20 protein-coding genes and 1 riboswitch are annotated in these 23,552 nt (G+C 66.8%); of the genes, 3 read left to right on the plus strand and 17 right to left on the minus strand.

The genetic code is table 11. The features are described from left to right. Nucleotides 1-36: 36 nt before the first annotated feature. From LGN19_RS32280 to LGN19_RS32335, 12 genes are all read right to left on the minus strand, one after another. The gene (locus LGN19_RS32280) at nucleotides 37-792 is read right to left on the minus strand and encodes an ABC transporter permease (RefSeq protein ID WP_011350723.1); all 756 of its coding nucleotides are present in this window, start codon (nucleotides 790-792) and stop codon (nucleotides 37-39) included. Continuing rightward, complete coding sequence (locus LGN19_RS32285; protein ID WP_011350722.1) at nucleotides 789-1,715, minus strand: ABC transporter ATP-binding protein; 927 nt, start codon at nucleotides 1,713-1,715, stop codon at nucleotides 789-791. The genes LGN19_RS32280 and LGN19_RS32285 overlap by 4 nt, the downstream gene beginning before the upstream one ends. Nucleotides 1,716-1,907: 192 nt before the next feature. Beyond that, nucleotides 1,908-2,183, minus strand: coding sequence for a lipid asymmetry maintenance protein MlaB (locus LGN19_RS32290; RefSeq protein ID WP_226219301.1), 276 nt, complete (start codon nucleotides 2,181-2,183; stop codon nucleotides 1,908-1,910). Beyond that, nucleotides 2,180-2,809, minus strand: a complete 630-nt coding sequence (locus LGN19_RS32295; RefSeq protein WP_096473120.1) for a phospholipid-binding protein MlaC — start codon at nucleotides 2,807-2,809, stop codon at nucleotides 2,180-2,182. Before LGN19_RS32295 ends, LGN19_RS32290 begins: the two co-directional genes overlap by 4 nt. A 109-nt stretch (nucleotides 2,810-2,918) precedes the next feature. Next, the gene (locus LGN19_RS32300; protein ID WP_226219303.1) at nucleotides 2,919-3,857 is read right to left on the minus strand and encodes a VacJ family lipoprotein; all 939 of its coding nucleotides are present in this window, start codon (nucleotides 3,855-3,857) and stop codon (nucleotides 2,919-2,921) included. A gap of 30 nt (nucleotides 3,858-3,887) precedes the next feature. Continuing rightward, nucleotides 3,888-4,448: an outer membrane lipid asymmetry maintenance protein MlaD gene (gene mlaD, locus LGN19_RS32305; protein ID WP_226219305.1), complete on the minus strand. Its 561-nt coding sequence runs from the start codon at nucleotides 4,446-4,448 to the stop codon at nucleotides 3,888-3,890. A 24-nt stretch (nucleotides 4,449-4,472) separates the two neighbouring features. Next, entirely contained in the window at nucleotides 4,473-5,240 is a 768-nt protein-coding gene (gene mlaE / locus LGN19_RS32310; RefSeq protein WP_122944230.1) for a lipid asymmetry maintenance ABC transporter permease subunit MlaE, read from the minus strand. Then, on the minus strand, nucleotides 5,237-6,058 hold the full coding sequence (locus LGN19_RS32315) for an ABC transporter ATP-binding protein (protein ID WP_006477138.1): 822 nt from the start codon (nucleotides 6,056-6,058) through the stop codon (nucleotides 5,237-5,239). Before LGN19_RS32315 ends, mlaE begins: the two co-directional genes overlap by 4 nt. Before the next feature lie 84 nt (nucleotides 6,059-6,142). Continuing rightward, a complete protein-coding gene (gene thiE / locus LGN19_RS32320; protein WP_226219306.1) occupies nucleotides 6,143-7,270 on the minus strand; it encodes a thiamine phosphate synthase in 1,128 nt (375 codons plus the stop codon). Next, entirely contained in the window at nucleotides 7,267-8,082 is an 816-nt protein-coding gene (locus LGN19_RS32325; RefSeq protein ID WP_226219309.1) for a thiazole synthase, read from the minus strand. Before LGN19_RS32325 ends, thiE begins: the two co-directional genes overlap by 4 nt. A 38-nt stretch (nucleotides 8,083-8,120) precedes the next feature. Beyond that, the gene (thiS, locus tag LGN19_RS32330; protein WP_043191789.1) at nucleotides 8,121-8,318 is read right to left on the minus strand and encodes a sulfur carrier protein ThiS; all 198 of its coding nucleotides are present in this window, start codon (nucleotides 8,316-8,318) and stop codon (nucleotides 8,121-8,123) included. A 32-nt stretch (nucleotides 8,319-8,350) separates the two neighbouring features. Next, nucleotides 8,351-9,487, minus strand: coding sequence for an FAD-dependent oxidoreductase (locus tag LGN19_RS32335; RefSeq protein WP_226219311.1), 1,137 nt, complete (start codon nucleotides 9,485-9,487; stop codon nucleotides 8,351-8,353). A 231-nt stretch (nucleotides 9,488-9,718) separates the two neighbouring features. Beyond that, a riboswitch (TPP riboswitch) is annotated at nucleotides 9,719-9,842 on the minus strand. Between the two features lie 269 nt (nucleotides 9,843-10,111). Here LGN19_RS32335 and LGN19_RS32340 point away from each other — a divergent pair. Beyond that, nucleotides 10,112-11,881, plus strand: coding sequence for an ABC transporter ATP-binding protein/permease (locus tag LGN19_RS32340; protein ID WP_122944225.1), 1,770 nt, complete (start codon nucleotides 10,112-10,114; stop codon nucleotides 11,879-11,881). Between the two features lie 560 nt (nucleotides 11,882-12,441). Here LGN19_RS32340 and thpR read toward each other — a convergent pair. After that, nucleotides 12,442-13,008, minus strand: a complete 567-nt coding sequence (gene thpR, locus LGN19_RS32345) for an RNA 2',3'-cyclic phosphodiesterase (RefSeq protein WP_226219313.1) — start codon at nucleotides 13,006-13,008, stop codon at nucleotides 12,442-12,444. Beyond that, a complete protein-coding gene (locus tag LGN19_RS32350; RefSeq protein ID WP_226219315.1) occupies nucleotides 13,005-14,495 on the minus strand; it encodes an alanine/glycine:cation symporter family protein in 1,491 nt (496 codons plus the stop codon). The genes thpR and LGN19_RS32350 overlap by 4 nt, the downstream gene beginning before the upstream one ends. A 218-nt stretch (nucleotides 14,496-14,713) precedes the next feature. Between LGN19_RS32350 and LGN19_RS32355 the strand changes: the two genes are divergently transcribed. Further along, nucleotides 14,714-15,160 (plus strand): hypothetical protein, encoded by a 447-nt coding sequence (locus tag LGN19_RS32355; protein ID WP_226219317.1) that lies wholly within the window; start codon nucleotides 14,714-14,716, stop codon nucleotides 15,158-15,160. A gap of 101 nt (nucleotides 15,161-15,261) precedes the next feature. Here LGN19_RS32355 and LGN19_RS32360 read toward each other — a convergent pair whose 3' ends face one another. The 3 genes from LGN19_RS32360 to LGN19_RS32370 all read right to left on the minus strand — a co-directional run bounded on the left by LGN19_RS32360 (nucleotide 15,262) and on the right by LGN19_RS32370 (nucleotide 22,520). Next, on the minus strand, nucleotides 15,262-16,728 hold the full coding sequence (locus LGN19_RS32360; RefSeq protein WP_122944222.1) for a glutamate synthase subunit beta: 1,467 nt from the start codon (nucleotides 16,726-16,728) through the stop codon (nucleotides 15,262-15,264). 85 nt (nucleotides 16,729-16,813) lie between these two features. Then, nucleotides 16,814-21,517, minus strand: a complete 4,704-nt coding sequence (locus LGN19_RS32365) for a glutamate synthase-related protein (RefSeq protein WP_174958678.1) — start codon at nucleotides 21,515-21,517, stop codon at nucleotides 16,814-16,816. Between the two features lie 289 nt (nucleotides 21,518-21,806). Further along, entirely contained in the window at nucleotides 21,807-22,520 is a 714-nt protein-coding gene (locus LGN19_RS32370) for a transposase (RefSeq protein ID WP_122944220.1), read from the minus strand. Nucleotides 22,521-22,713: 193 nt separating this feature from the next. On the opposite strand from LGN19_RS32370, the gene LGN19_RS32375 reads away from it, so the two are divergent. Next, a complete protein-coding gene (locus LGN19_RS32375) occupies nucleotides 22,714-23,445 on the plus strand; it encodes an OmpW/AlkL family protein (protein WP_226219319.1) in 732 nt (243 codons plus the stop codon). The last annotated feature ends 107 nt before the right edge of the window (nucleotides 23,446-23,552 follow it).

The following is a 23,552-nucleotide window of genomic DNA, read 5'->3' on the forward strand; positions in this document are numbered from 1 at the left end:
GCGCGCCGCCCCGATGGCGGCCGCTGCCTGTCGATATCAATGACGCAGTTTGTAGCCGGTCGCGAGCAGCCGCATCGCGATCAGCGCGAGCAGCACGAAGAAACCGGTGACGATCGCGAGGCTCGCGAACGGGTTGATGTCGGACGCGCCGAAGAACCCGAAACGGAAGCCGTCGATCATGTAGAAAAACGGATTGAGACGCGAGATCTCGCGCCACACGGGCGGCAGCGAGTGCGTCGAATAGAACACGCCGGACAGGAACGTCAGCGGCATGATCAGGAAGTTCTGGAACGCGGCGAGCTGGTCGAACTTCTCTGCCCAGATCCCGGCGATCAGGCCGAGCGTGCCGAGGATCGCCGAGCCGAGCAGCGCGAACGCAATGATGAACAGCGGCGCCGCGAAATGCATCGGGATAAACCAGATCGTCACGACGAACACGCCCGTGCCGACCGCGAGGCCGCGCACCACGGACGCGAGCACGTACGCGCCGAAGATGTCGCGGTACGACAGCGGCGGCAACAGCATGAACACGAGGTTGCCGGTGATCTTCGACTGGATCAGCGACGACGAACTGTTCGCGAACGCGTTCTGCAGCACGCTCATCATCACGAGGCCCGGCACGAGAAAACTCACGTACTCGACGCCCGGATAGACCTCGACGCGGCCCGACAGCGCGTGGCCGAAGATCGTCAGATACAGCAGCGCCGTGACGATCGGTGCGCACACCGTCTGGAACGACACCTTCCAGAAACGCAGCAGTTCCTTGTAGAACAGCGTTTGAAACCCGCTCATGCCAATCCCTCGATGACGTCTGCCCCGTTCATCACCTGGACGAACACATCCTCGAGGTCGGCCTTGCGGACCTCGATCTCGTCGAACGTGCAGCCCGCCGCGCGGCATTGCGCGAGGATGCGTTCGACATCGTCGTAGCTCGTCAGGCGCAGCAGGTGCTCGCCCGGCGCGCGAGCGGCCGGGTCGGACTCCAGCCCGCGCAGCTCGGACGGCAGTGCGCCGGTCGCGAGGCGCAGGTAGAGCTGCAGCCCCGCGAAGCGGCGCAGCAGCGCGTCGGTGCGGTCGAGCGCGACCACTTCGCCACGGCGCAGCATCGCGATGCGGTCGCACAGCGACTCGGCTTCCTCGAGGTAATGGGTGGTCAGCACGATCGTGTGGCCCTCGCGGTTCAGCCGCGAGATGAATTTCCACAGCGTCTGGCGCAATTCGACGTCGACGCCGGCGGTCGGTTCGTCGAGCACGATCACGGGCGGCCGGTGCACGAGCGCCTGCGCGACCAGCACGCGGCGCTTCATCCCGCCCGACAGCGCGCGCATGTTCGCGTCGGCCTTCTCGGTGAGGTCGAGATTGGCCATCACTTCGTCGATCCAGTCGTCGTTGCGGCGCAGCCCGAAATAGCCGGACTGGATCCGCAGCGTCTCGCGGACGGTGAAGAACGGATCGAACACGAGTTCCTGCGGCACGACGCCGAGTGCACGACGCGCGCCACGGAAGTCCTTGACGACGTCGTGACCGCGCACCGAGATACTGCCTTCGTCGGCCCGGGCAAGCCCGGCGAGGATACTGATGAGCGTGGTCTTGCCTGCGCCGTTGGGGCCGAGCAGACCGAAAAACTCGCCCTCCTCGACCGACAGGCTGACGCCCTTGAGCGCCTGAAGCGACTTGTAGCGCTTCTTGACGTGACGGATTTCTATGGCTGACATGACTGTGCGCGACGCCAGGGCCGCGACGCCTATTCTGTGCTTGCTGCGAATGAAAATGGGGGCCGGACGCCGATTGGCTGCCCCGCAAAACGCTTGATTATAGGGCAAACCGGCTGGTGAAGCCGGTGCCGGAGGCACGCGGCCTGAAGCTTGCGCGCGCCGGGCGGCGCGGCAGGCTCCGGTCGGACAGGGTCAATGTCGCCCGGTGCCTTCGATGAGCGTGTCGACGCCGTAGGCGCGCGCGAGGCTGGCGAGCTTCGGCGGGAGATTGAGGATGTCGAGGGTCGCACCGCGCGCTTTGGCGGCACGTTGCCATGCGAGCAGCACGGCGAGCGCGGACGAGTCGAACTGCGTCAGCGCCGCGCAATCGACGGCGGTCGCGCCCGCGCCGATGCGCACAAGACCGTCCGCGAGCGCGGACTTCGCGCTCGCGACGGTCAGCGAGGAGCCGGCTTCGAAGCCGCTCACGACGCTTGCTTGCCGGCGGCAAGTTGCTGGTTGCGCTGCGTGAGGAACTGGATCAGGCCGTCCACGCCGCTTTGCTGGATCTTCTCGTTGAACTGCTGCTGGTACGTCTGGATCAGCCACGCGCCGAGCACGTTCAGGTCATACACCTTCCAGCCGCTCGCCGACTTGTACAGGCGGTAATCGATCTGGACCGGCTGGCCGTTGTTCATCGCAACCGTCTTGACCACGACATCGGTATCGGCCGGATCGGCGCGGAACGGCGGGTACTGGATCTGCTGGTCCGGCTTCAGTTGCGCCAGCGCGCCCGAATACGTGCGGATCAGCAGCAGCTTGAACTGCTCCTGAACCTGCTGCTGCTGCTCGGCCGTCGCCGTGCGCCAGTTGCGGCCCATCGCGAGCTGCGTGGTGCGGCGGAAATCGGTGTACGGCAGGATGTCCTTGTTGACGATCGTGATGATGCGGTTGGTGTCGCCCTGCTTGATCGTCTGCGCCTTGACTTCGTCGAGCACCTGCTGCGTCGCGGTCTTGATCAGCGCCTGCGGGTTCGACTGGTCGACTTGCGCGTGAGCCGCGCTGCCGAACGAGAACAGCGCCGCGAAAACGGGGATCAGGAACAGTTTTTTCATCATGGTGACCTGCATATGAGTCGATGCGGAGGTTGGAGCAGGTAGCTTACGCGCAAGTTCGCGCACGCTACCGACTGAATCGTTTCCGGCTGTAACGAATGTAAATCCGTCAGTGCAGCCGGATGCTCGGGAAGCGGAACCCGCCCGGCGACGGCGGCGCCACCTGCATCGGCGGCACGCTCGTTTCGCTGGCCGGGTTCGGCGATCCGGCCGTGGCGCCCGAAGCCGGCGCGGCCACTGCCGCGCCCGCCGGCGCCTTCGCACCGCCTGCCGCCGCTGCGCCGGCCGCCGGCGCCGCGCCGTCGTCCGGCAGGTCGTACTTCGGCAGCGCGTCGTTGCTCGCCGTCGAGCCGGCTTCGCCACGCGCGTTGTCGATCAGCGCCTGGCGGCGCTGCAGGTACGCGTTGCGCACGAACGAATACTTGTCGAGCGCCGCGGCGTTCAGCACGTCGCCCGCGCCGAGCAGGTTCGCGCGCGTATTGACGAGGTTCACGCCGAACAGGCCGTAGCCCACGCCATCCGGCTTCACATAGGTGAGGGGGTTGCCAACGTAGTCGACGCCCAGGCCGGCCGTGTCGCGCACCGTGCTCGGGCCGAGCAGCGGCAGCACCAGGTACGGGCCCGACGGCATGCCGTAGCGGCCCATCGTGATCCCGAAGTCGGCCGTGTGCTTCGGCAGCTTCGCAATCGTCGCGACGTCGAACAGGCCGCCGACGCCGAACACCGTGTTGATCACCACGCGCATCAGGTCGCCGACGCCGTCCGCGATCCGCAGCTGCACGATGTTGTTCGCCGCGATGTAGACGTCGCCGATGTTCGAGAAGAAGTTCGTCACGCTGTCGCGCACCGGCTGCGGCACCACGTACTGGTAGCCCTGCGCGACCGGCTTCAGCGCATACGTATCGACCGTGTCGTTGAACTTGTACATCGACCGGTTGAAACCTTCGAGCGGATCGCCCTTGGTCGGCGTCTGCACGGTCGCGCAGCCGCTCAACGCGGCGACTGCCGCTACCGCCAGTGCGGCGTGCCTGATGCGGATCGTCTGCATGGTCATTACCCTCTGTATTCTCTCGTGTGGTTATTGAGCCGCCGAACCGGACGCGGCGGACACCGCCGATGCCGGCACCGACACCGGTGCAGGCGCGACCGGTGCACCGGCTGCCGGCTTCGCACCGCCCGCATCGGCGGCCTTGCTATACAGGAACTGGCCGATCAGGTTCTCGAGCACGATCGCCGATTGCGTCATCGTGATCGTATCGCCCGCCTTCAGCATTTCGGTGTCGCCGCCCGGCTCGAGACCGATATATTGCTCGCCGAGCAGGCCCGACGTCAGGATCTTCGCGGACGAATCCTTCGGGAACGGGAACTGGCCGTCGATATCGATCGTGACGAGCGCCTGGTACGTGTTCGTGTCGAAGCCGACCGTCTTCACGCGGCCGACCACGACACCCGCGCTCTTCACGGCCGCACGCGGCTTCAGCCCGCCGATATTGTCGAATTTCATCTTCACCGAATAGGTCGGCTGAAACGACAGCGAGCTCATGTTGCCGACCTTCAGCGCCAGGAACAGCACCGCAAGGAAGCCCACCACCACGAACAGGCCGACCCAGAAGTCGAGAGCAGTCTTTTTCATCGTCATCCCAAAATTTGGCTTGGCTGAGGCTTAGCTGAACATCAGCGCGGTCAGCAGGAAATCGAGGCCGAGTACGGCGAGCGACGCGAACACGACCGTCTTGGTGGTCGCGCGCGACACGCCCTCGGGCGTGGGCTTCGCTTCATACCCTTGAAACAGCGCAATGAAGGTCACGGCGAACCCGAACACGATGCTCTTCAGCACGCCGTTGCCGACGTCGGCCCAGACCTGGACCCCGCCCTGCATCTGCGACCAGAACGCACCCGGATCGACGCCGATCAGCACGACGCCGACGATATAACCGCCGAGCACGCCGACTGCGCTGAAGATCGCGGCCAGGAGCGGCATCGCGATGATGCCCGCCCACATGCGCGGCGCGATCACGTTCTTGATCGGGTCCACCGCCATCATCTCGAGCGCGGTGAGCTGCTCGCCGGCTTTCATCAGACCGATCTCGGCCGTGAGCGACGTGCCCGCGCGGCCCGCGAACAGCAGCGCGGTGACGACCGGCCCGAGCTCGCGCACGAGCGACAGCGCGACCAGCAGGCCGAGCGCCTGCTCGGAACCGTAGCGGTTCAGCGTGTAATACCCCTGCAGGCCGAGCACGAAGCCGACGAACAGCCCCGACACGGCAATGATCACGAACGAATAGTTGCCGAGGAAGTGGATCTGCTTCGTGACCAGCCGCGGCCGGCGCAGCAGCGGGAAGAATTCCAGCACGAGGCGCACGAACAGCCGCGTGCCGTAGCCCGCGCGCTCGAGGCCGCCAATGACGAAACGTCCGATCGCGCTGATCATGCGCGCCCTCCGCCGAGCCCGAAATCCGCTGCGAGCGGCGGGCTCGTGTAATGAAATTTGAACGGGCCATCCGGCGCACCGTCGATGAACTGCCGCACGCTCGGATCGGTCGATGCGCGCAGTTCGTCGGGCGTGCCCTGCGCGAGCACGCCACCGTTGGCCAGGAAATACACGTAGTCGGCGATCGCGAACGATTCGGGCACGTCGTGCGTAACGAGGATCGACGTGGCGCCCAGCGCCTGGTTCAGCGTGCGGATCAGGTTCGCGGTGATGCCGAGCGAGATCGGATCGAGGCCCGCAAACGGCTCGTCGTACATGATGAGCTGCGGATCGAGCGCGATCGCGCGCGCGAGCGCGATGCGGCGCGCCATCCCGCCCGACACCTCGGACGGCATCAGGTCGCGCGCGCCGCGCAGCCCGACCGCGTTGAGCTTCATCAGCACGAGGTCGCGGATCAGGTCTTCGGGCAGGTCAGTATGCTCGCGCAGCGCGAACGCGACGTTCTCGAATACCGACATGTCGGTGAACAGCGCGCCGAACTGGAACAGCATGCCCATCTTGCGGCGCAGCGCGTACAGGCCGTCGCGCGTTTGCGCGCCGACATCGGCGCCGTCGAACAGCACCTGGCCGCGGCGCGCTCGCACGAGCCCGCCGATCAGGCGCAGCACGGTCGTCTTGCCGCAACCCGACCCGCCCATGACCGCAACGACCTGCCCGCGCCCGAAGCGCAGGTTCAGGTTGGACAGGACGAGGCGGTCGCCGTAGCCAAAGTCGACGTCGCGAAGTTCCAGCAGTGTCTCGGTAGGAGTGGGGCTCACGGAGCGGACAGTCCTTTTACGCAGAACGCCGAATTATAGGGCCTGCCTTGGAATGATGTCGTGACGCCGCTTCAGCCCCTGCGGTCAATGATTGTCAAATTGTCCGGGAAAGCATTGCTGCAATGCAGCAATGGCGGTCCGATAGTCGGCCGCGCCCGTCACCGCACTGACCACCGCGACACTGCCGACGCCCGTTGCCAGCACGGCCGGCAGCGCGTCGAGCCCCACCCCGCCGATCGCGACGAGCGGCGCCCGCGCGCCCGCGAAGCGCGCATAACGGGCGATCCGGGCGAGGCCCTGTGGCGGCGCAGCAACGGCCTTGGTCGCGGTCGCATACACCGGGCCGAGCGCGAGGTAGCTCGGGCGCTCATGCAGCGCCCGCAACATTTCGTAATAACCGTGGCTCGAAAGTCCGAGCCGCAGGCCCGCCCCCGCGATCGCGGCCAGATCGGCCGTTTCGAGGTCTTCCTGGCCCAGATGAACGCCGTACGCACCCTCTTCTGCAGCGATCTGCCAGTGATCGTTGATGAACACGCGCGCATCGGGATAGCGGCGCCCGGCCGCGACCGCGCGCGCGATGTCCCGCCGCAAGGTATCCGGCGTCGCGCCTTTCACACGCAGTTGCACGGTTCGCACGCCGCAATCGAGCACGCGTTCGACCCATTCGGCGTCCGGCACGACCGGATAAAGGCCGAGTTGCGCGGGGCACGGCGCGAATGCCGGTTGGGGCGCGGCCGGCAGCCCGGCGACACGCGGGAACCGCGCGGCGTCGACCGGCCACGCATCGGCGGCGCGCGTTTCGTCGCCGTCGCGCCACGCCAGCGCCAGCACCAGCGCATCGACCGGCGCAAAGCCGCAGTCGAGAAACGCGGCGAGCGCGGCGATCCAGTCGTCCGCGAGCGGATGCGCGGCGTCGAGCGCGTAGCGCGCGCCCGCCGTGTGCAACACCGCGCCCTGCTCGCCGAATTCGATCGCAATCGCGCCCGGTGCCGCCGCGGGCCGCGAAGCGGCCGACGCGCGCGCCTGCGCGGCGCGGTCGCCGGCCGATACGATCAGCACATCGCCGTCGGCCGGCGCGTCGGGCACCGCAACGCAGAGCCGCCATGGCGCGGCGCCGCCCGGCCAGTCGCCGAGCCGGGCGCGAATCCGTTCGGCCGCTTCGGCCAGTTCGTCCGCCGGCGGCCAGAATGCATCCGCGAAACGCGCACTCATGCGCCACCTCCGTCCTGGTGCCAGAACGGCATCCCGACGACCGGCGTGCTCGCATGCGCGGTCTCGCGCGCATCCATCGGCCCGGCGAGGTACGCGGCACGGCCGGCCTCGACACCCTGCGCAAACGCGCGCGCCATGATCTCGGGGTGCGTGGCCTGCGACACGGCGGTGTTCAGCAACACGCCGTCGAAGCCCCACTCCATCACCTGGCACGCATGCGACGGCACGCCGAGCCCCGCGTCGACGATCAGCGGCACGTCGGGCAGCCGCTCGCGCAGCACGCGCAGGCCGTACGGGTTCACGACGCCCTTGCCCGTGCCGATCGGTGCGCCCCACGGCATCAGCGCCTCGCAGCCGACGTCGAGCAGGCGCCGGCCGATCACCAGATCCTCGGTGCAGTACGGCAGCACCTTGAAACCGTCCTTGACCAGTTGCGCGGCTGCTTCGATCAGGCCGACCGGGTCGGGCTGCAACGTGTAGTCGTCGCCGATCAGTTCGAGCTTGATCCAGTCGGTGCCGAACACCTCGCGCGCCATGTGCGCGGTCGTCACGGCTTCGGCGACGGTCTGGCAGCCGGCCGTGTTCGGCAGCAGCGGCACCGCGTGGCGCTTGAGCAGGTCGAAGAAGCCGGCTTCGGCCGTACCGCCCGTCATCTGGCGGCGCAGCGCGACCGTCACCATCCCGGGACTCGACGCGGCGATCGAATCGGACAGCGACTGCAGCGACGGATAGCGCGACGTGCCGATCAGCACGCGGCTTGCGAATGTTTCGCCGTACAGCGTCAACGCGTCGGCGGAGGTGGGGGACGTCATGTCGTTTTCCTGGAAGAGCGGGGACGATCCGGCGGCGCTCAGCCGCCCGCGACGGGGTGCACGACGTCGAGCTTGTCGCCCGCCGCGAGTGCGCGCGCCGCGTGCTGCGTGCGCGCGACGAAGTTGCCGTTCAGCGCGACCGCGTACGGCGGACGCGCGCCGTACGCGGCGAGCGCGTCGGACACCGTTGCGCCGTCGGGCAACGTCAGGGTCTGTTGGTTGATCTGGATATCCATGAGGCTTCGTCGAATTCGGTCAGCGGTGCGCGTCAGGCCAGCTGGCGCGCGTCGTTGCGGTGATGAAGGAGCGTCGGCCAGCGCTGCGCGTCGCGCCACACGGCGAACGCGTCGGCATCGCCGAACGTGCCGCCGAGCGCGGCTTCGGCGACCGCGACCGCCGCGTGCGCGACTTCCGGCGCGATCATGAAGCCGTGCCGGTACAGGCCGTTGACGGCGAGCGTCGACGCGCCGTCCCAGATCACCGCCGGGCGATGATCGGGCAGCGTCGGCCGGCACTGCGCATTGAGTTCGAGGATGCGCGCCTCGCCGAATGCCGGATGCACGGAGAACGCCGCGCTCAGCAGTTCGAGCGCGGAGCGCACGCTGACGGGCGACATGTCCTCGCCCTCCACCTCGGTCGCGCCGATCACATAGAGATCGTCCTGCTTCGGCGCGATGTACAGCGGGTAGCGCGGATGCAGCAGCCGCACGGGCCGGGTGAGCCCGATGCCGGGCGCGCGCACGCGTGCGACTTCGCCGCGGATGCCGCGCAACGCGGGCAGCGCGGGTTTCGCGCCGAGCCCGCGGCAATCGATCGTGAAATGCGCGGCGGGCAGGTTCGCATCGTCGATCGTGACGTGCCAGTGCAGATCGACGCCGCGCTCGGCGAGGCCCGCCGCGAGCGCGCGCAGCGCCTGGCGATTGTCGAGCTGGCCTTCGTTCGGCAGCAGCAGGCCGCGTGCGAAGCGGCCCGCGAGCACCGGCTCGGCCGCATCGACCTGCGCACCGGCGAGCGTCACGAAACCGCGGTCGAACAGGTCGGCCGGCGCGTTCGCGCGCACGCGCCGCTCGAACAACGGCGCCTCCGCGCGATCCGCGTGATGCCAGACGACGAGCGTGCCGTGATGCTGGAAGAAGACGGGTTCGGGCAGTTCCGCGAGCCACTGCGGCCAGCGTGCGAGCGACGCGGCGCCGAGCTCGGTGATCAGCAGCTCCGCGCTCGCCGCTTCCGCGAGCGGCGCGAGCATCGCAGCCGCGATCCACGCGGCCGACTGCTCGCCGTCCGAGCCGCCGCGCTCGTAAAGCGCGACACGATGCCCGTCGCCGGCGAGCCGCCATGCGATCAGGCGGCCGACGAGGCCGCCGCCGAGCACCGCGAAATCGGGTCGGGAATCCCGGACGTTCATCGCGCACCCTCCGCGCAAGCGCGCACGACGAACGTCGATGCGAATGCGCACGCGCCGCCGTGTGCAAACACACGCGACATCGGGCCGGGAACCATGCAAAAGACTGAAGATTGTGCGGTCATCATTCCTTCCGTAACGCGCAAAGCGCGTACCCAAAAGGACGAAACCGGCAGCAAAGGCCGGCCGGGCGGGACAAGGGCGCTGACCATGTGGGATGGCAGCCAGCGCGACCCGGCGGGTTCAGAAACTTCCCTCGCCGGTATTACCCGGATCGGGTGCAAAGGGTTTTTCTCAGCCTCATCGCGCTGCCCGGAACATCTGCCGGCCGCGCCACAAAGCACCCCTGTTTCGTCGTCGGCCATTAGACCATAAAAGCGGAAAGCGCCGCAAACTGTCCCCCTTGCGGCAAATTCGCCGTCGTGCCGCGCCGCTCTGGCACAATGCCCGCAGGCCGGCCGCGCGAGCGGCCGGTTGCCGCGTCACCGCCGGCCTTAAGTGCCGTTTAAGACGCGCGGGCGACCATCCGGACGCCCGCCGTCAGTCGGCGCCGCGTCCCGGCATGCCGTATCGCGGCGCGCGCCCGGCTTCGCCCGGCCCGCGCGCCGGCTACTCATCAGGAAGCACATGACCCAATCGATCGATCCCGTCCGCTCCGCCTCCGACGCGCCGCAGGACGAGCGTCCGGTATCCGCATGGAGCCTCGTCAAGCCCTACTGGGTATCGTCCGAATGGAAAATCGCATGGGGCCTGCTGGTCGCGATCATCGCGATCAACCTCTGCGTGGTCTGGATCAACGTCCGGCTGAACAAGTGGAACGCGGAGTTCTACAACGCGCTGCAGTCGAAGGACGTCCACGACTTCCCGAACCTGCTGATGCAGTTCTCCGCGCTCGCATTCGCGTTCATCATCCTCGCCGTGTACGGCCGCTACCTGCGGCAGATGCTCGGCTTCCGCTGGCGCCAGTGGCTCACCGACCGCTTTCTCGGCCAGTGGCTCGGCGATCGCGCGTTCTACCGGATCGAGCGTGACCGTCTCGCCGACAACCCCGACCAGCGGATCACCGACGACCTCCAGTCGTTCGCGACGACCACCCTCGCGCTGTCGCTCGACCTGCTGTCGACGGTCGTCACGCTCGTGTCGTTCATCACGATTTTGTGGTCGCTCGCCGGCGCGCTGACGATTTCGCTCGGCGCGACGCCGATCGCGATCCCCGGCTACATGGTGTGGGCGGCCGCGCTGTACGCGGTGGTCGGCTCGCTGATCATCCAGAAGGTCGGCCATCCGCTCGTGTCGATCAACTACCAGCAGCAGCGCGTCGAGGCCGACTTCCGCTTCGGGCTGATCCGCGTGCGCGAGAACGCCGAGCAGATCGCGTTCTACGACGGCGAGAAGACCGAGACCGGTAACGCGCAAAACCTCTTCGCGCGCATCCGCGACAACTGGTGGCGCGTGATGAAGTACACGAAGCGGCTCACGTTCGTGCTGAGCTTCTACGGGCAGATCGCGATCATCTTCCCGCTCGTCGTCGCCGCGCCGCGCTATTTCGCGGGTGCGTTCTCGTTCGGCGTGCTGATGCAGATCTCGTCCGCGTTCGGCACCGTCAGCGATTCGTTCTCGTGGTTCATCAACAGCTACTCGACCCTCGTCGAATGGCGCGCCACCGTCAACCGTCTGCGCGAATTCAAGCGCGTGATGGGCACGTCGCACCTGAAGGAAAGCCTGTCGCCCGCGACCGAGCACGGCGGCATCAACCTGCACTACGTCGACGACGTGACGCTGTCGACGTCATCGCTCAAGCTCGCGCTGCCGAACGGCAACGCGCTCGCGAACATCGGCAGCGTCACGATCGAGCCCGGCTCGCGCTGGCTCGTGATCGGCAAGTCGGGTTCCGGCAAGAGCACGTTCATGCGCGCGCTCGCGGGCCTGTGGCCGTTCGGCGACGGCGCGATCGATGCGCCGGTCGGCGCGCGAATGATGTTCGTGCCGCAGACGAGCTATCTGCCGATCGGCACGCTGAAGGCCGCGCTCACCTATCCGGCGACGGCCGACGCGTTCAGCGACGATGCCTGCCGCGACGCGCTGCGCGCATGCCGCCTCGAGGATTACGTCGAGCGCCTCGGCGAGACCGCGCACTGGACCCGCGTGCTGTCGCCGGGCGAACAGCAGCGCCTGGCCGGCGCACGCGTGCTGCTGCACAAGCCCGACTTCCTGTTCCTCGACGAAGCGACGAGCGCGCTCGACGCCGACAACGAGGCACGCCTCTATCACCTGTTCGCCGAACGGCTGCCGAAGGCCGCGATCGTCAGCATCGCGCACCGCGAGTCGCTGGCCGCGTTCCATGTCGGCACGATCAACGTCGAGCGCGTGAGCGACAGCGACAAGGTCGCGGCGTAAGCGCACGCGGCGCGCACATCGCAAGGATCGCGCCCGTCACCGGCGCCGGTTCGGGGCTCGGGGCTCGGGGCTCGGGGCTCGGGGCTCGGGGCTCGGGGCTCGGGACTCGGCTCGGGACTCGGCTCGGGACTCGGCTCGGGGCTCGGCGCGGCGCTTGCGCGGCGACTCGCGGGTCGCGGGTCGCGGGTCGCAGGTCGCAGGTCGCAGGTCGCAGGTCGCAGGTCGCAGGTCGCAGGTCGCGGCATGGTATTGGCGCTGCACAGCGCACGGCTCGCCGAAGGCTCCCGTGCGCGCACGGCGCGGCGCGGCGTGCGTCACGCTCTCTGGCGATCTCGGAGACCTCGGTAAGCCGGGCTGAACGATGTCGATGGGTTCGGAAAAGGTGATGGTGGATCTCGTCACCGGGAGAGGACCGAAGATCGATCCATCGGGGTGGACGCTCGCCCGCTACGGGTAGCAGGCCGGACGTCGCACGACGTCGCCGGAGCGCCACAGCGGCAAGCCCGCATGCGGCACGACAAAGATGGCGGCCGGCCTTCGCCCGGCCGCGCCGGCACGGCTCACCCCGCTGCCGCGCCGTCCGCCCGCGCAATCGGCGCCGACACGATCGGCCAATGCGACACGCCTTCGTGCGACAACCGGCTTTCGAACAGCGTGAGCGCGTCGAACCGCAGCACGACCGGCCGCTTCACCGCACCGCCGTGCGCCGGCTGCCCGACCGCATCGTGCGGCAGCCGCGCGAGCGTCACGTGCGGACGGAACGGCCGCCGGTCAGCCGGTACGCCGAGCTCGCGCAGCTTCGCCGACAGCGCGGCATTCAACGCAGCACACGCCGGCTCGGCGGCCAGTTCCGCGACGATCAGCCGCGCGCGCGGCAGGCTCGGCCACCACGCGATCCGTTCGACCGGCACCAACGGCAGCGCATGCGCGGCCGCAAGCGTCGGCAGGTACGCGGCCAGCGCGTCGCAGCACGCCCGCTCGATCGCGCCGACGAACGCGAGCGTCACATGCAGTTGCGCGGGCAGCGGACGCCGCGCGCCACGGGTAACCGGCAACGCGTGCAGCGCGTCGCGCGATGCCGCATCGGGCATCAGCGCGACGAACACGCGCAGCCGGTCGCCGTTCATGACTCGCGCACCACCGCGCGCGGCACGCTGTCGGCTTCGGCCGCGGCCGGACGCTGCGGCAGCGGGCCATGCTCGCCCCACACGTCGGTCGGCAGCACGTTCGCGAGTTCCGGAATCGTGTTGCGCGTGAACACCGGATCGGCAACGCCTTGAGCGCGCTGGCGGCGATAGTCGGCCCACGCGGCGTGCGCATACTTGCCGAGTGCGAGGATCGCGATCAGGTTGATGATCGCCATCAGCCCCATGCTCGTATCGGCCATCGCCCACACGAGCGGCAGTTGCCCGACGCTGCCGAACATCACCATGCCGAGCACCGCGATGCGGAATAGCGGCAGCACGCCGCGCCGCTTCGTGATGAATTCGACGTTGCCTTCCGCATACGCGTAGTTGCCGATCACCGACGAATACGCGAAGAAGAAGATCGCGAACGCCATGTAGATGCCGCCCCAGCCGCCCACGTGGCTCGCGATCGCGCGCTGCGTGAGCGCCGCGCCTTCCATGCCGGTGCCCAGTTCGTACTGGCCCGACAGCAGGATCACGAAGGCGGTCGCGCTGCAGATCACGATCGTGTCGACGAACACGCCGAGCATCTGGATCAGCCCCTGCACGACCGGATGCCGCGTGCTGGCGGTCGCCGCCGCATTCGGTGCACTGCCCATGCCGGCCTCGTTCGAGAACAGCCCGCGCTTCACGCCCATCGCGACCGCCTGGCTGACCGCATAGCCCGTCAGGCCGCCCGCCGCCTGCTCGAGACCGAACGCGCTCTTCACGATCAACTCGATCACGCCCGGCACCAGCGCGATGTGCGTCGCGACCGCATAGACCGCGAGCGCGAGGTAGCCGATTGCCATCAGCGGCACGATCACCTGCGCAACCGCCGCGATCCGGCGGATCCCGCCGAAGATGATCGGTGCGGTCAGCAGCACGAGCCCGAGACCGACGCTCGCGCGGCTCCAGCCGAACGACGTGTCGAACGCATCGGCGATCGCGTTGGCCTGCACCGCGTTGAACACGAAGCCGAACGCGAGGATCAGCGACAGCGAGAACAGCACGCCGAAGCCGCGCGAGCGCAGGCCCGTCTGGATGTAGTACGCGGGGCCGCCGCGATAGCTGCCGTCCGGGTGCGACACCTTGAAGATCTGCGCGAGCGTCGCCTCGACGAACGCGGACGACATCCCGACCAGCGCCGTCATCCACATCCAGAAGATCGCGCCGGGCCCGCCGACCGTCAGCGCGACCGCGACGCCGGCGATGTTGCCGGTCCCCACGCGGCTCGCGAGCCCGGTCGCGAACGCCTGGAACGACGAGATGCTGCCCGGCTCGCCCTTGCTGCCGACCAGCTTCATGCTGAGGAACAGCGCCTTCAGCTGGATCATCCTGAACCGCAGCGTGAACCACACGCCCACGCCGAGCAGCAGCGCGATCAGCACGTAGTTCCACAGCACGCCGTTGACGGCGTCGATCAGCCCTTGCACGAATGCTTCCATCCAGAGTCCTTGTAAATAGGGTCAGTCATATGTGATGGCCGCTCGCTTCACGGCCGGAGGGGCGACATGATATGACAATTTGCAAGGATCATTACAAAACGAAAGCTTTGAGATGCCGGGAAATCGCCGCCGGATGTGATCAGATTAGGCGACGCTTCGCGAAAATGCGGGGGTGGGCCGGGTGCGACTGCCCGGCAGGGCGATGCGCCCGGAGGACCATGAATCGTACGCTGCCGAGAGCTTCAGCCGAAATCGCCGTCTCGCTCGTCACGAAACCTCCGGACACCTTCATGATCCCGACCGTCACCCGTTGCGTCGTTCGCCTGACCTTTATCCTGATCGCGGCAGCCGCCGCGCTTGCGTTGCTCTTGCTCTTCGTCGTCGGAATGGCGAGATACGAGCGAGACGAAGGCATGTGCCCCAACGCATCGATCGCGGAGCTTGAGGCAGGGATTCTTGCTTTCGCGAAAGCGCAGGGGAGCCTTACCGACGAAGTTGAATTCGTCGGCACGCCCCGCTACCACACCGACACGCTCGGCTGGTGGAGATTCGATCTGAGATCGGGCGACGCCAGCTACGTCGCGACGATCGCTTGCGACGGCCGCGTCACCGGCTTCGGAAGAATCCAGATGCTTCCGCTCGCGCCGGCGAAACCAGCGCATTGACGTCGTTCGGCCCCCAGCATCATCGATACTGGCCGCACCATAAAAAAACCGGGCGCCCTTTCGGACGCCCGGCTGATACCGCGATGCTGCTCGACCCGCGCTTACCGCGGCAGGCTCGAATGCCCCATCAGGTACGCATCGACCGACCGCGCGCACTGGCGGCCTTCGCGGATCGCCCACACCACGAGCGACTGGCCACGGCGCATGTCGCCCGCCGCGAACACCTTGTCGACCGACGTGTAGTACGAGCGATCGCCTTCGGTTGCAGCGCGTGCATTGCCGCGCGCATCCTTCGCGACGCCGAACGCTTCGAGCACGGGCGCTGCCGGCTGCGTGAAGCCCATCGCGAGCAGCACGAGGTCGGCTTTCATCTCGAACTCGGAGCCCGGCACTTCCTGCATCTTGCCGTCCTTCCACTCGACGCGCACCGCGATCAGCTTCTCGACCTTGCCGTTCTTGCCTTCGAGGCGCTTCGTCGCGACCGCCCAGTCGCGCTCGCAACCTTCCTCATGCGACGACGACGTGCGCAGCTTGATCGGCCAGTACGGCCACACGAGCGGCTTGTTTTCCTCTTCCGGCGGCTGCGGCAGCAGCTCGAACTGCGTGACGTGCTTCGCGCCGTGACGGTTCGACGTGCCGACGCAGTCGGAACCCGTATCGCCGCCGCCGATCACGATCACGTGCTTGCCCTTCGCGAGCAGCTGGTCGACGAGCTTGTCGCCCGCGTTCACGCGGTTCTGCTGCGGCAGGAAGTCCATCGCGTAATGCACGCCCGCGAGTTCGCGGCCCGGCACCGGCAGGTCGCGCGGCGTTTCCGAACCACCGGCGATCACGACCGCGTCGAATTCTTCCTTCAGCGTGTCCGGCGAGATGGTTTCCTTCGCGAGGCTGCCGATCGACTCGGGCAGCTGATCCTTGCCGATGAACACGCTGGTGCGGAACGTCACGCCTTCCGCTTCCATCTGGCGCATGCGGCGGTCGATCAGCCACTTCTCGAGCTTGAAGTCGGGGATCCCGTAGCGCAGCAGGCCGCCGACGCGATCGTTCTTCTCGAACACCGTCACGTCGTGGCCCGCGCGCGCGAGCTGCTGCGCGGCGGCGAGGCCCGCGGGGCCCGAGCCGACGACCGCGACCTTCTTGCCCGTCTTGTGCTCGGCCGGCAGCGGCTTCACCCAGCCTTCCGCCCAGGCCTTGTCGATGATCGCGTGCTCGATCGACTTGATGCCGACCGGGTCGTCGTTGATCCCGAGCGTGCATGCCGACTCGCACGGTGCCGGGCAGATGCGGCCCGTGAATTCCGGGAAGTTGTTGGTCGAGTGCAGGACTTCGATCGCCTGCTGCCAGTCCTGCCGGTAAACGAGATCGTTGAAGTCCGGAATGATGTTGTTGACCGGGCAGCCGTTGTTGCAGAACGGGATGCCGCAATCCATGCAGCGTGCGCCCTGGACCTTCGCGTCCGCGTCGGTCAGTGCCGCGACGAATTCCTTGTAGTGCTTCACGCGCGTGAGCGGTGCTTCGTACGCCTCGTGGCGGCGTTCGAACTCCAGAAAACCGGTTGCCTTGCCCATAAGGTGCTCTTCTGTTCGGTGTATCGGGTGGGGGAGCCGCGCGCGGCAATCATGCGCGCGCGGCATTCGCTATGTCGTTCGTCGCTCAGGCGGCCAGTTCTTCCTTCGCCGCCTTCTTCGCACCGATCTCGCCCAGCGCGCGCTTGTATTCGTGCGGGAACACCTTCACGAACTGGCGGCGCGCCGCGTCCCAGTTTTCCAGCAGCGACTTCGCGCGCGGCGAACCCGTGAACTGGAAATGACGCTCGACGAGCCCCTTGAGCAGCGCTTCGTCCGTCATGCCCGCATGCCAGAGCGCGCGGTCGACCGTGCGCTCCTGCTCGGCCTGCTGCAGCACCGGCTCGAGCGCGACCATCGACTTGTTGCACTTCGCCGCGAACGTGCCTTCCGGATCGTAGATGTACGCGAGACCGCCCGACATGCCGGCCGCGAAGTTGCGCCCGGTCTCGCCGAGCACGACGACCGTACCGCCCGTCATGTATTCGCAACCGTGATCGCCCGTGCCTTCGACGACCGCCGTCGCGCCCGAGTTACGCACGCAGAAGCGCTCGCCCGCGACGCCGCGGAAGAACGATTCGCCTTCGATCGCGCCGTACATCACCGTGTTGCCGCAGATGATGTTTTCCTCGGACTTGCCGCGGAAGTCGTTGGTCGGACGGATGATGATCCGGCCGCCCGACAGGCCCTTGCCGACGTAGTCGTTGCCGTCGCCGACGAGGTCGAGCGTCACGCCCTTCGCGAGGAACGCGCCGAAGCTCTGTCCGGCCGTGCCCTTCAGCTGGATGTGCACCGCATCGTCGGCCAGGCCGTCGTGGCCGTGCTTCTTCGCGATCACGCCTGACAGCATCGCGCCGACCGTGCGGTTCACGTTGCGCACCGGCTGGATGAACGACACATGCTCGCCGTTCTCGATCGCGGCCTTCGCCTTCTCGATCAGCACGTGGTCGAGCGCGCGCTCGAGGCCGTGATCCTGCACGTCGACGTGACGCGGCGCGACGTCCTCGCACTCTTCCGGCTGGTAGAACACGCGCGAGAAGTCGAGGCCCTTCGCCTTCCAGTGCTCGATGCCCTTGCGGGTGTCGAGCAGGTCGGCGCGGCCGATCAGGTCGTCGAACTTCGCGACGCCGAGCTGCGCCATGATCTCGCGCACTTCCTCGGCGACGAAGAAGAAGTAGTTCACGACGTGCTCGGGCTGGCCCTGGAACTTCGCACGCAGCACCGGATCCTGCGTCGCGACGCCGACCGGGCACGTGTTCAGGTGGCACTTGCGCATCATGATGCAGCCTTCGACGACGAGCGGTGCCGTCGCGAAGCCGAATTCGTCCGCGCCGAGCAGCGCGCCGATCACGACGTCACGGCCCGTCTTCATCTGGCCGTCGGCCTGCACGCGGATGCGGCCGCGCAGGCGGTTCAGCACCAGCGTCTGCTGCGTTTCGGCGAGGCCGAGTTCCCACGGCGTGCCCGCGTGCTTGACCGACGACAGCGGCGACGCACCCGTGCCGCCGTCATGGCCGGCGATCACGACGTGATCGGCCTTCGCCTTCGCGACACCGGCCGCGACCGTGCCGACGCCCACTTCCGACACAAGCTTCACGGAGATGCTCGAGCTCGGGTTCACGTTCTTCAGGTCGTGGATCAGCTGCGCCAGATCCTCGATCGAGTAGATGTCGTGGTGCGGCGGCGGCGAGATCAGGCCGACACCCGGCACCGAGTAACGCAGCTTGCCGATGTATTCCGACACCTTGTGGCCCGGCAACTGGCCGCCTTCGCCCGGCTTCGCGCCCTGCGCCATCTTGATCTGGATCTGGTCGGCCGACGCGAGGTACTCGGCGGTGACGCCGAAGCGGCCCGACGCGACCTGCTTGATCTTCGAGCGCAGCGAATCGCCGTCCTTCAGCGGAATGTCGCTGACGATCTCGTCGCCGATCACCGACTTCAGCGTCTCGCCGGCCTTGATCGGAATGCCGCGCAGCTCGTTGCGGTAGCGCTTCTGGTCCTCGCCGCCTTCGCCGGTGTTCGACTTGCCGCCGATCCGGTTCATCGCGACCGCGAGGGTTGCGTGCGCTTCGGTGCTGATCGAACCGAGCGACATCGCGCCCGTCGCAAAGCGCTTGACGATGTCCTTCGCCGATTCGACGTCGTCGATCGGGATCGCCTTGGTCGGCTCGACCTTGAACTCGAACAGGCCGCGGAACGTCATGTGACGCTTGGTCTGGTCGTTGATCAGGTGCGCGTATTCCTTGTACGTCTGGTACGAGTTGCTGCGCGTCGCGTGCTGCAGCTTCGCGATCGAATCCGGCGTCCACATGTGGTCTTCGCCACGCACGCGGTACGCGTACTCGCCGCCCGCGTCGAGCATGTCGCGCAGGACCGGGTTGTCGCCGAACGCATCGCGGTGCAGGCGGATCGCTTCTTCCGCGACTTCGAACAGGCCGATGCCGCCAACCTTCGACGCCGTGCCCTTGAAGTACTTCTCGACCAGGTCGCTCGACAGGCCGAGCGCTTCGAAGATCTGCGCGCCCGTGTACGACATGTACGTCGAGATGCCCATCTTCGACATCACCTTCTGCAGGCCCTTGCCGACCGCCTTCGTGAAGTTGTAGACGGCCTTCTCCGGCGACAGGTCGCCCGGCAGCCCTTCCGCCATCTTCGCGAGCGTTTCCATCGCGAGGTACGGGTGCACGGCTTCCGCGCCGTAGCCCGCGAGCAGCGCGAAGTGGTGCGTCTCACGCGCGGAGCCCGTCTCGACGACGAGGCCCGTGCTCGTGCGCAGCCCTTGCTGGACGAGGTGCGAGTGGATCGCCGACGTGGCGAGCAGCGCCGGGATCGCGACATGCTCGGCGTCCGTCTTGCGGTCCGACACGATCAGCATGTTGTAGCCCGACTTCACCGCGTCGACGGCTTCCGCGCACAGCGACGCGAGGCGTGCCTCGATGCCTTCCTTGCCCCAAGCGACCGGGTAGCAGATGTTCAGTTCGTAGGCGCTGAACTTGCCGCCCGTGTACTGGTCGATCGCGCGGATCTTCGCGATGTCCTTGAAGTCGAGCACCGGCTGCGACACTTCGAGACGCATCGGCGGGTTGATGTTGTTCGTGTCGAGCAGGTTCGGCTTCGGGCCGATGAACGACACGAGCGACATGACCATGTTCTCGCGGATCGGGTCGATCGGCGGGTTCGTGACCTGCGCGAACAGCTGCTTGAAGTAGTGATAGAGCGTCTTGTTCTTGTTCGACATCACCGCAAGCGGCGAGTCGTTGCCCATCGAGCCGACGGCTTCTTCACCCTGCTGCGCCATCGGCGCCATCAGGAACTTCAGGTCTTCCTGCGTATAGCCGAACGCCTGCTGGCGATCAAGCAGCGCGGCGCCCTGCGTGCGGCCGGCCGCGACTTCCTCGGCCTTCGGCTCGATCTCGTCGAGCTTGATGCGCACGGCGTCGATCCAGCTCTTGTACGGCTTCGCGTTCGCGAGGTTGTCCTTCAGTTCCTTGTCGTCGATGATGCGGCCGTGTTCCATGTCGATCAGGAACATCTTGCCCGGCTGCAGGCGCCACTTCTTGACGATCTTCGATTCGGGGATCGGCAGCGTGCCGGCTTCCGACGCCATGATGACGAGGTCGTCGTCGGTCACGATGTAGCGCGCCGGGCGCAGGCCGTTACGGTCGAGCGTCGCACCGATCTGGCGGCCGTCGGTGAACGCGATCGCGGCCGGGCCGTCCCACGGCTCCATCATCGCGGCGTGGTATTCGTAGAACGCGCGGCGGTTCTCGTCCATCAGCGTGTGCTGTTCCCACGCTTCCGGGATCATCATCATCACCGCGTGCACGAGCGGGTAGCCGGCCATCACCAGCAGCTCGAGACAGTTGTCGAACGACGCGGTATCCGACTGGCCCGGGTAGATCAGCGGCCACAGCTTCGGCAGATCGTCGGCGAGCACGTGCGACGCGATCGCGCCGGTACGCGCGTTCAGCCAGTTCACGTTGCCCTTCACGGTGTTGATCTCGCCGTTGTGCGCGATCATCCGGTACGGGTGAGCCAGTTCCCACGCCGGGAACGTGTTGGTCGAGAAGCGCTGGTGCACGAGCGCGAGCGCCGACACGACGCGCGCGTCCTGCAGGTCGCGGTAGTACACGCCGACCTGGCCCGCGAGCAGCAGGCCCTTGTAGACGATCGTGCGCGCCGACATCGACGGCACGAAGTATTCCTTGCCGTGCTTGAGCTTCAGCGCCTGGATGCGGTGGCTCGCCGTCTTGCGGATCACATACAGCTTCCGCTCGAGCGCGTCCGTCACCATGATGTCCTTGCCGCGGCCGATGAAGATCTGGCGGATCAGCGGCTCGCTCGCCTTCACGGTCGGCGAAATCGGCATCGCATGGTCGACCGGCACGTCGCGCCAGCCGAGCACGACCTGGCCTTCGGCCTTCACCGTCCGCTCGAGCTCCTGCTCGCACGCGAGGCGCGATGCGTTTTCCTTCGGCAGGAAGATCATGCCGACCCCATATTCACCAGCCGGCGGCAGGTTCACGCCCTGCTTCGCCATTTCCTCGCGATAGAACGCGTCCGGGATCTGGATCAGGATGCCCGCGCCGTCGCCCATCAGCGGATCGGCGCCGACCGCGCCGCGGTGATCGAGGTTCTCGAGGATCTTCAGACCCTGCTGAATGATCTCGTGGCTCTTCTTGCCCTTGATGTGAGCGACGAAGCCGACGCCACAGGCGTCGTGTTCGTTTTGCGGGTCATACAGACCTTGTGCGGCGGGCACCGCGGCGAGCGGCTGCTGGTGGTCGTTCATGGGGACACCGTCGTAAAGGGGGCCTGGAGGCCGTTGAACCATTTTCTTGTTGCCGTCGATCCCGCTCCCGACGGGAGACGGCACGGCCGACAGTGGATGGGCATGCTTCGCCCGGGCCACCGGAATTCGGAATATACGCGACGAATCAAAGGAATAGCAACAAAAACCGCTTGATTGAACCCCAATTAAATGCATGCCTCGATCTGGTGCCATTTTATTGGGGCCGCATCATTTTGGTGCAAAAAGAAGCGGCGCCCGCAGCGCCGCCTCCTGAACCGCCATTCCCGGATTACTGCTGGATCGGCGGCGTGTTTTCACGCACCTTTCTGGGGCGTCCGCGCGGTAGCGGCGACACGCGCCGGTTCGCGGTACGCGCCGCCCACTCGCGATAATTCTCGCCGCCGAGCACCCAACCCTTCAACGTCGCCTGCTGCAACTGGTCGGCCTGCCGCTCGTCGAGCGGCTGCTCGCACAGCTCCTTGTACGCGCGCTGGCGGTCGAACGGCGTATTGCCGAGCGCCCAGTAGAGCGGATGGTCGGTGATCAGGCTGTCGACGGTGAGCCCGACGTGATGCCGGTAGCTCGACCAGCGATAAGCCTCGGGCGTCGCGACGAGCTGCGCGCGCACCGGGCTCATCTCGACCACGCGGCTCCCGAGCAGGAAATAGCGCTCGCCTTCGATCACCGTCGCGCGGTAGCGGCCTTCCCACAGGGTGCCGCGCCGCGAATAGCGCCGGTTGAAATGTGCGACATAGCGGCGGCCGACAGCCTGCATCGCTTTCGGCAGGCTCGCCTCGTCGCTCGGCGTCACGAGCAGTTGCACCTGGCGCGGCAGCAGCACGTAGGCGTGCACCGACAGGTGATGATCGCGCGCGGCGGCCTTCAGGCAATCGATGAAGAGTTCGTAGTCCTGGTCGTCGACGAACGCGGGTTGCTGATCCAGGCCGCGCAGTATCACGTGCTGCGGCTGGTCGGGAACGTAGAGTCGTGCTAACCGTGCCATGCTGAATGTCCGTTTGAACGCGTTAGGAAATACCCGGGGGTCCGATAGTGCGCACCTGCGTAGAATGCCTGTCCCGACAGGGCGCGGAAGCGTACGGTCGTACTAATCCTAGGGTGAAAACTCTAACTTACGAGCTTGTTTGGTTTTAAACGCAGTCGTCATAATGAGCACGCCTTACATCGGAGGAGACACAATGAAACGAAAACTGGCCATTACGGGGGCTGCAGCGCTCGCATTCACGTTTGCGGGCGGTACGGCACACGCACAATCCGCAGGCGATTTCTACGTCAGCACCGGCTGGCTGCACCTCGCGCCACAGGACAGCAGCGATCCGCTGTACCTCTACGGCGTCGGCGGCACGCCCGTCAACCAATCGATTCCCAACACGGGTGCTGGCATCAGCGACGCCGACACGCTCGCACTGGCGACCGGTTACTTCGTGACCGACCATATCGCCACCGAGTTCATTGCCGGCATTCCGCCGAAGTTCGACATCACCGGCAAGGGTCAGTTCGCGAATTTTGGTACGCTCGGCCGCGCGTACCAGTGGAGCCCCGCGCTCCTCCTCAAGTACTACTTCAACGACGCCAACGCGAAGTTCCGTCCGTATGTCGGCGTCGGCGCGACGTATATCTGGTTCACCGGCGCGAAGATCACGAACAGCGCGTTCGAAAACGGCGCGCTCGGCGGCCCGACCAGCGCACAGACCAGCAACCAGTGGGCGCCCGTGTTCAACGCCGGCTTCACGTACAACTTCACGAAACACTGGTTCGCCGGCCTCTCGATGTCGTACATCCCGGTCAGCGTGACCGCGACGTTCACGACCGCCAAGCGAACCCAGGTGGGCACCCTGACCGAAACGTCGAAAGCGCACATCTCGCTGAACCCGATCGTGACGTACCTGAACGTCGGCTACCGCTTCTAAGCGTAGTCGAATATTTGGGGAATGGTTAATCCTGCTGCAATTTGTAGCGGATTTTTCCTGACGTAACGTCTCCACGATGTAAAACGCCCCGGCGGGAAACCCGCCGG

Origin of the sequence: Burkholderia sp. AU30198 (assembly GCF_020419825.1) — a bacterium.
Taxonomy (GTDB): domain Bacteria; phylum Pseudomonadota; class Gammaproteobacteria; order Burkholderiales; family Burkholderiaceae; genus Burkholderia.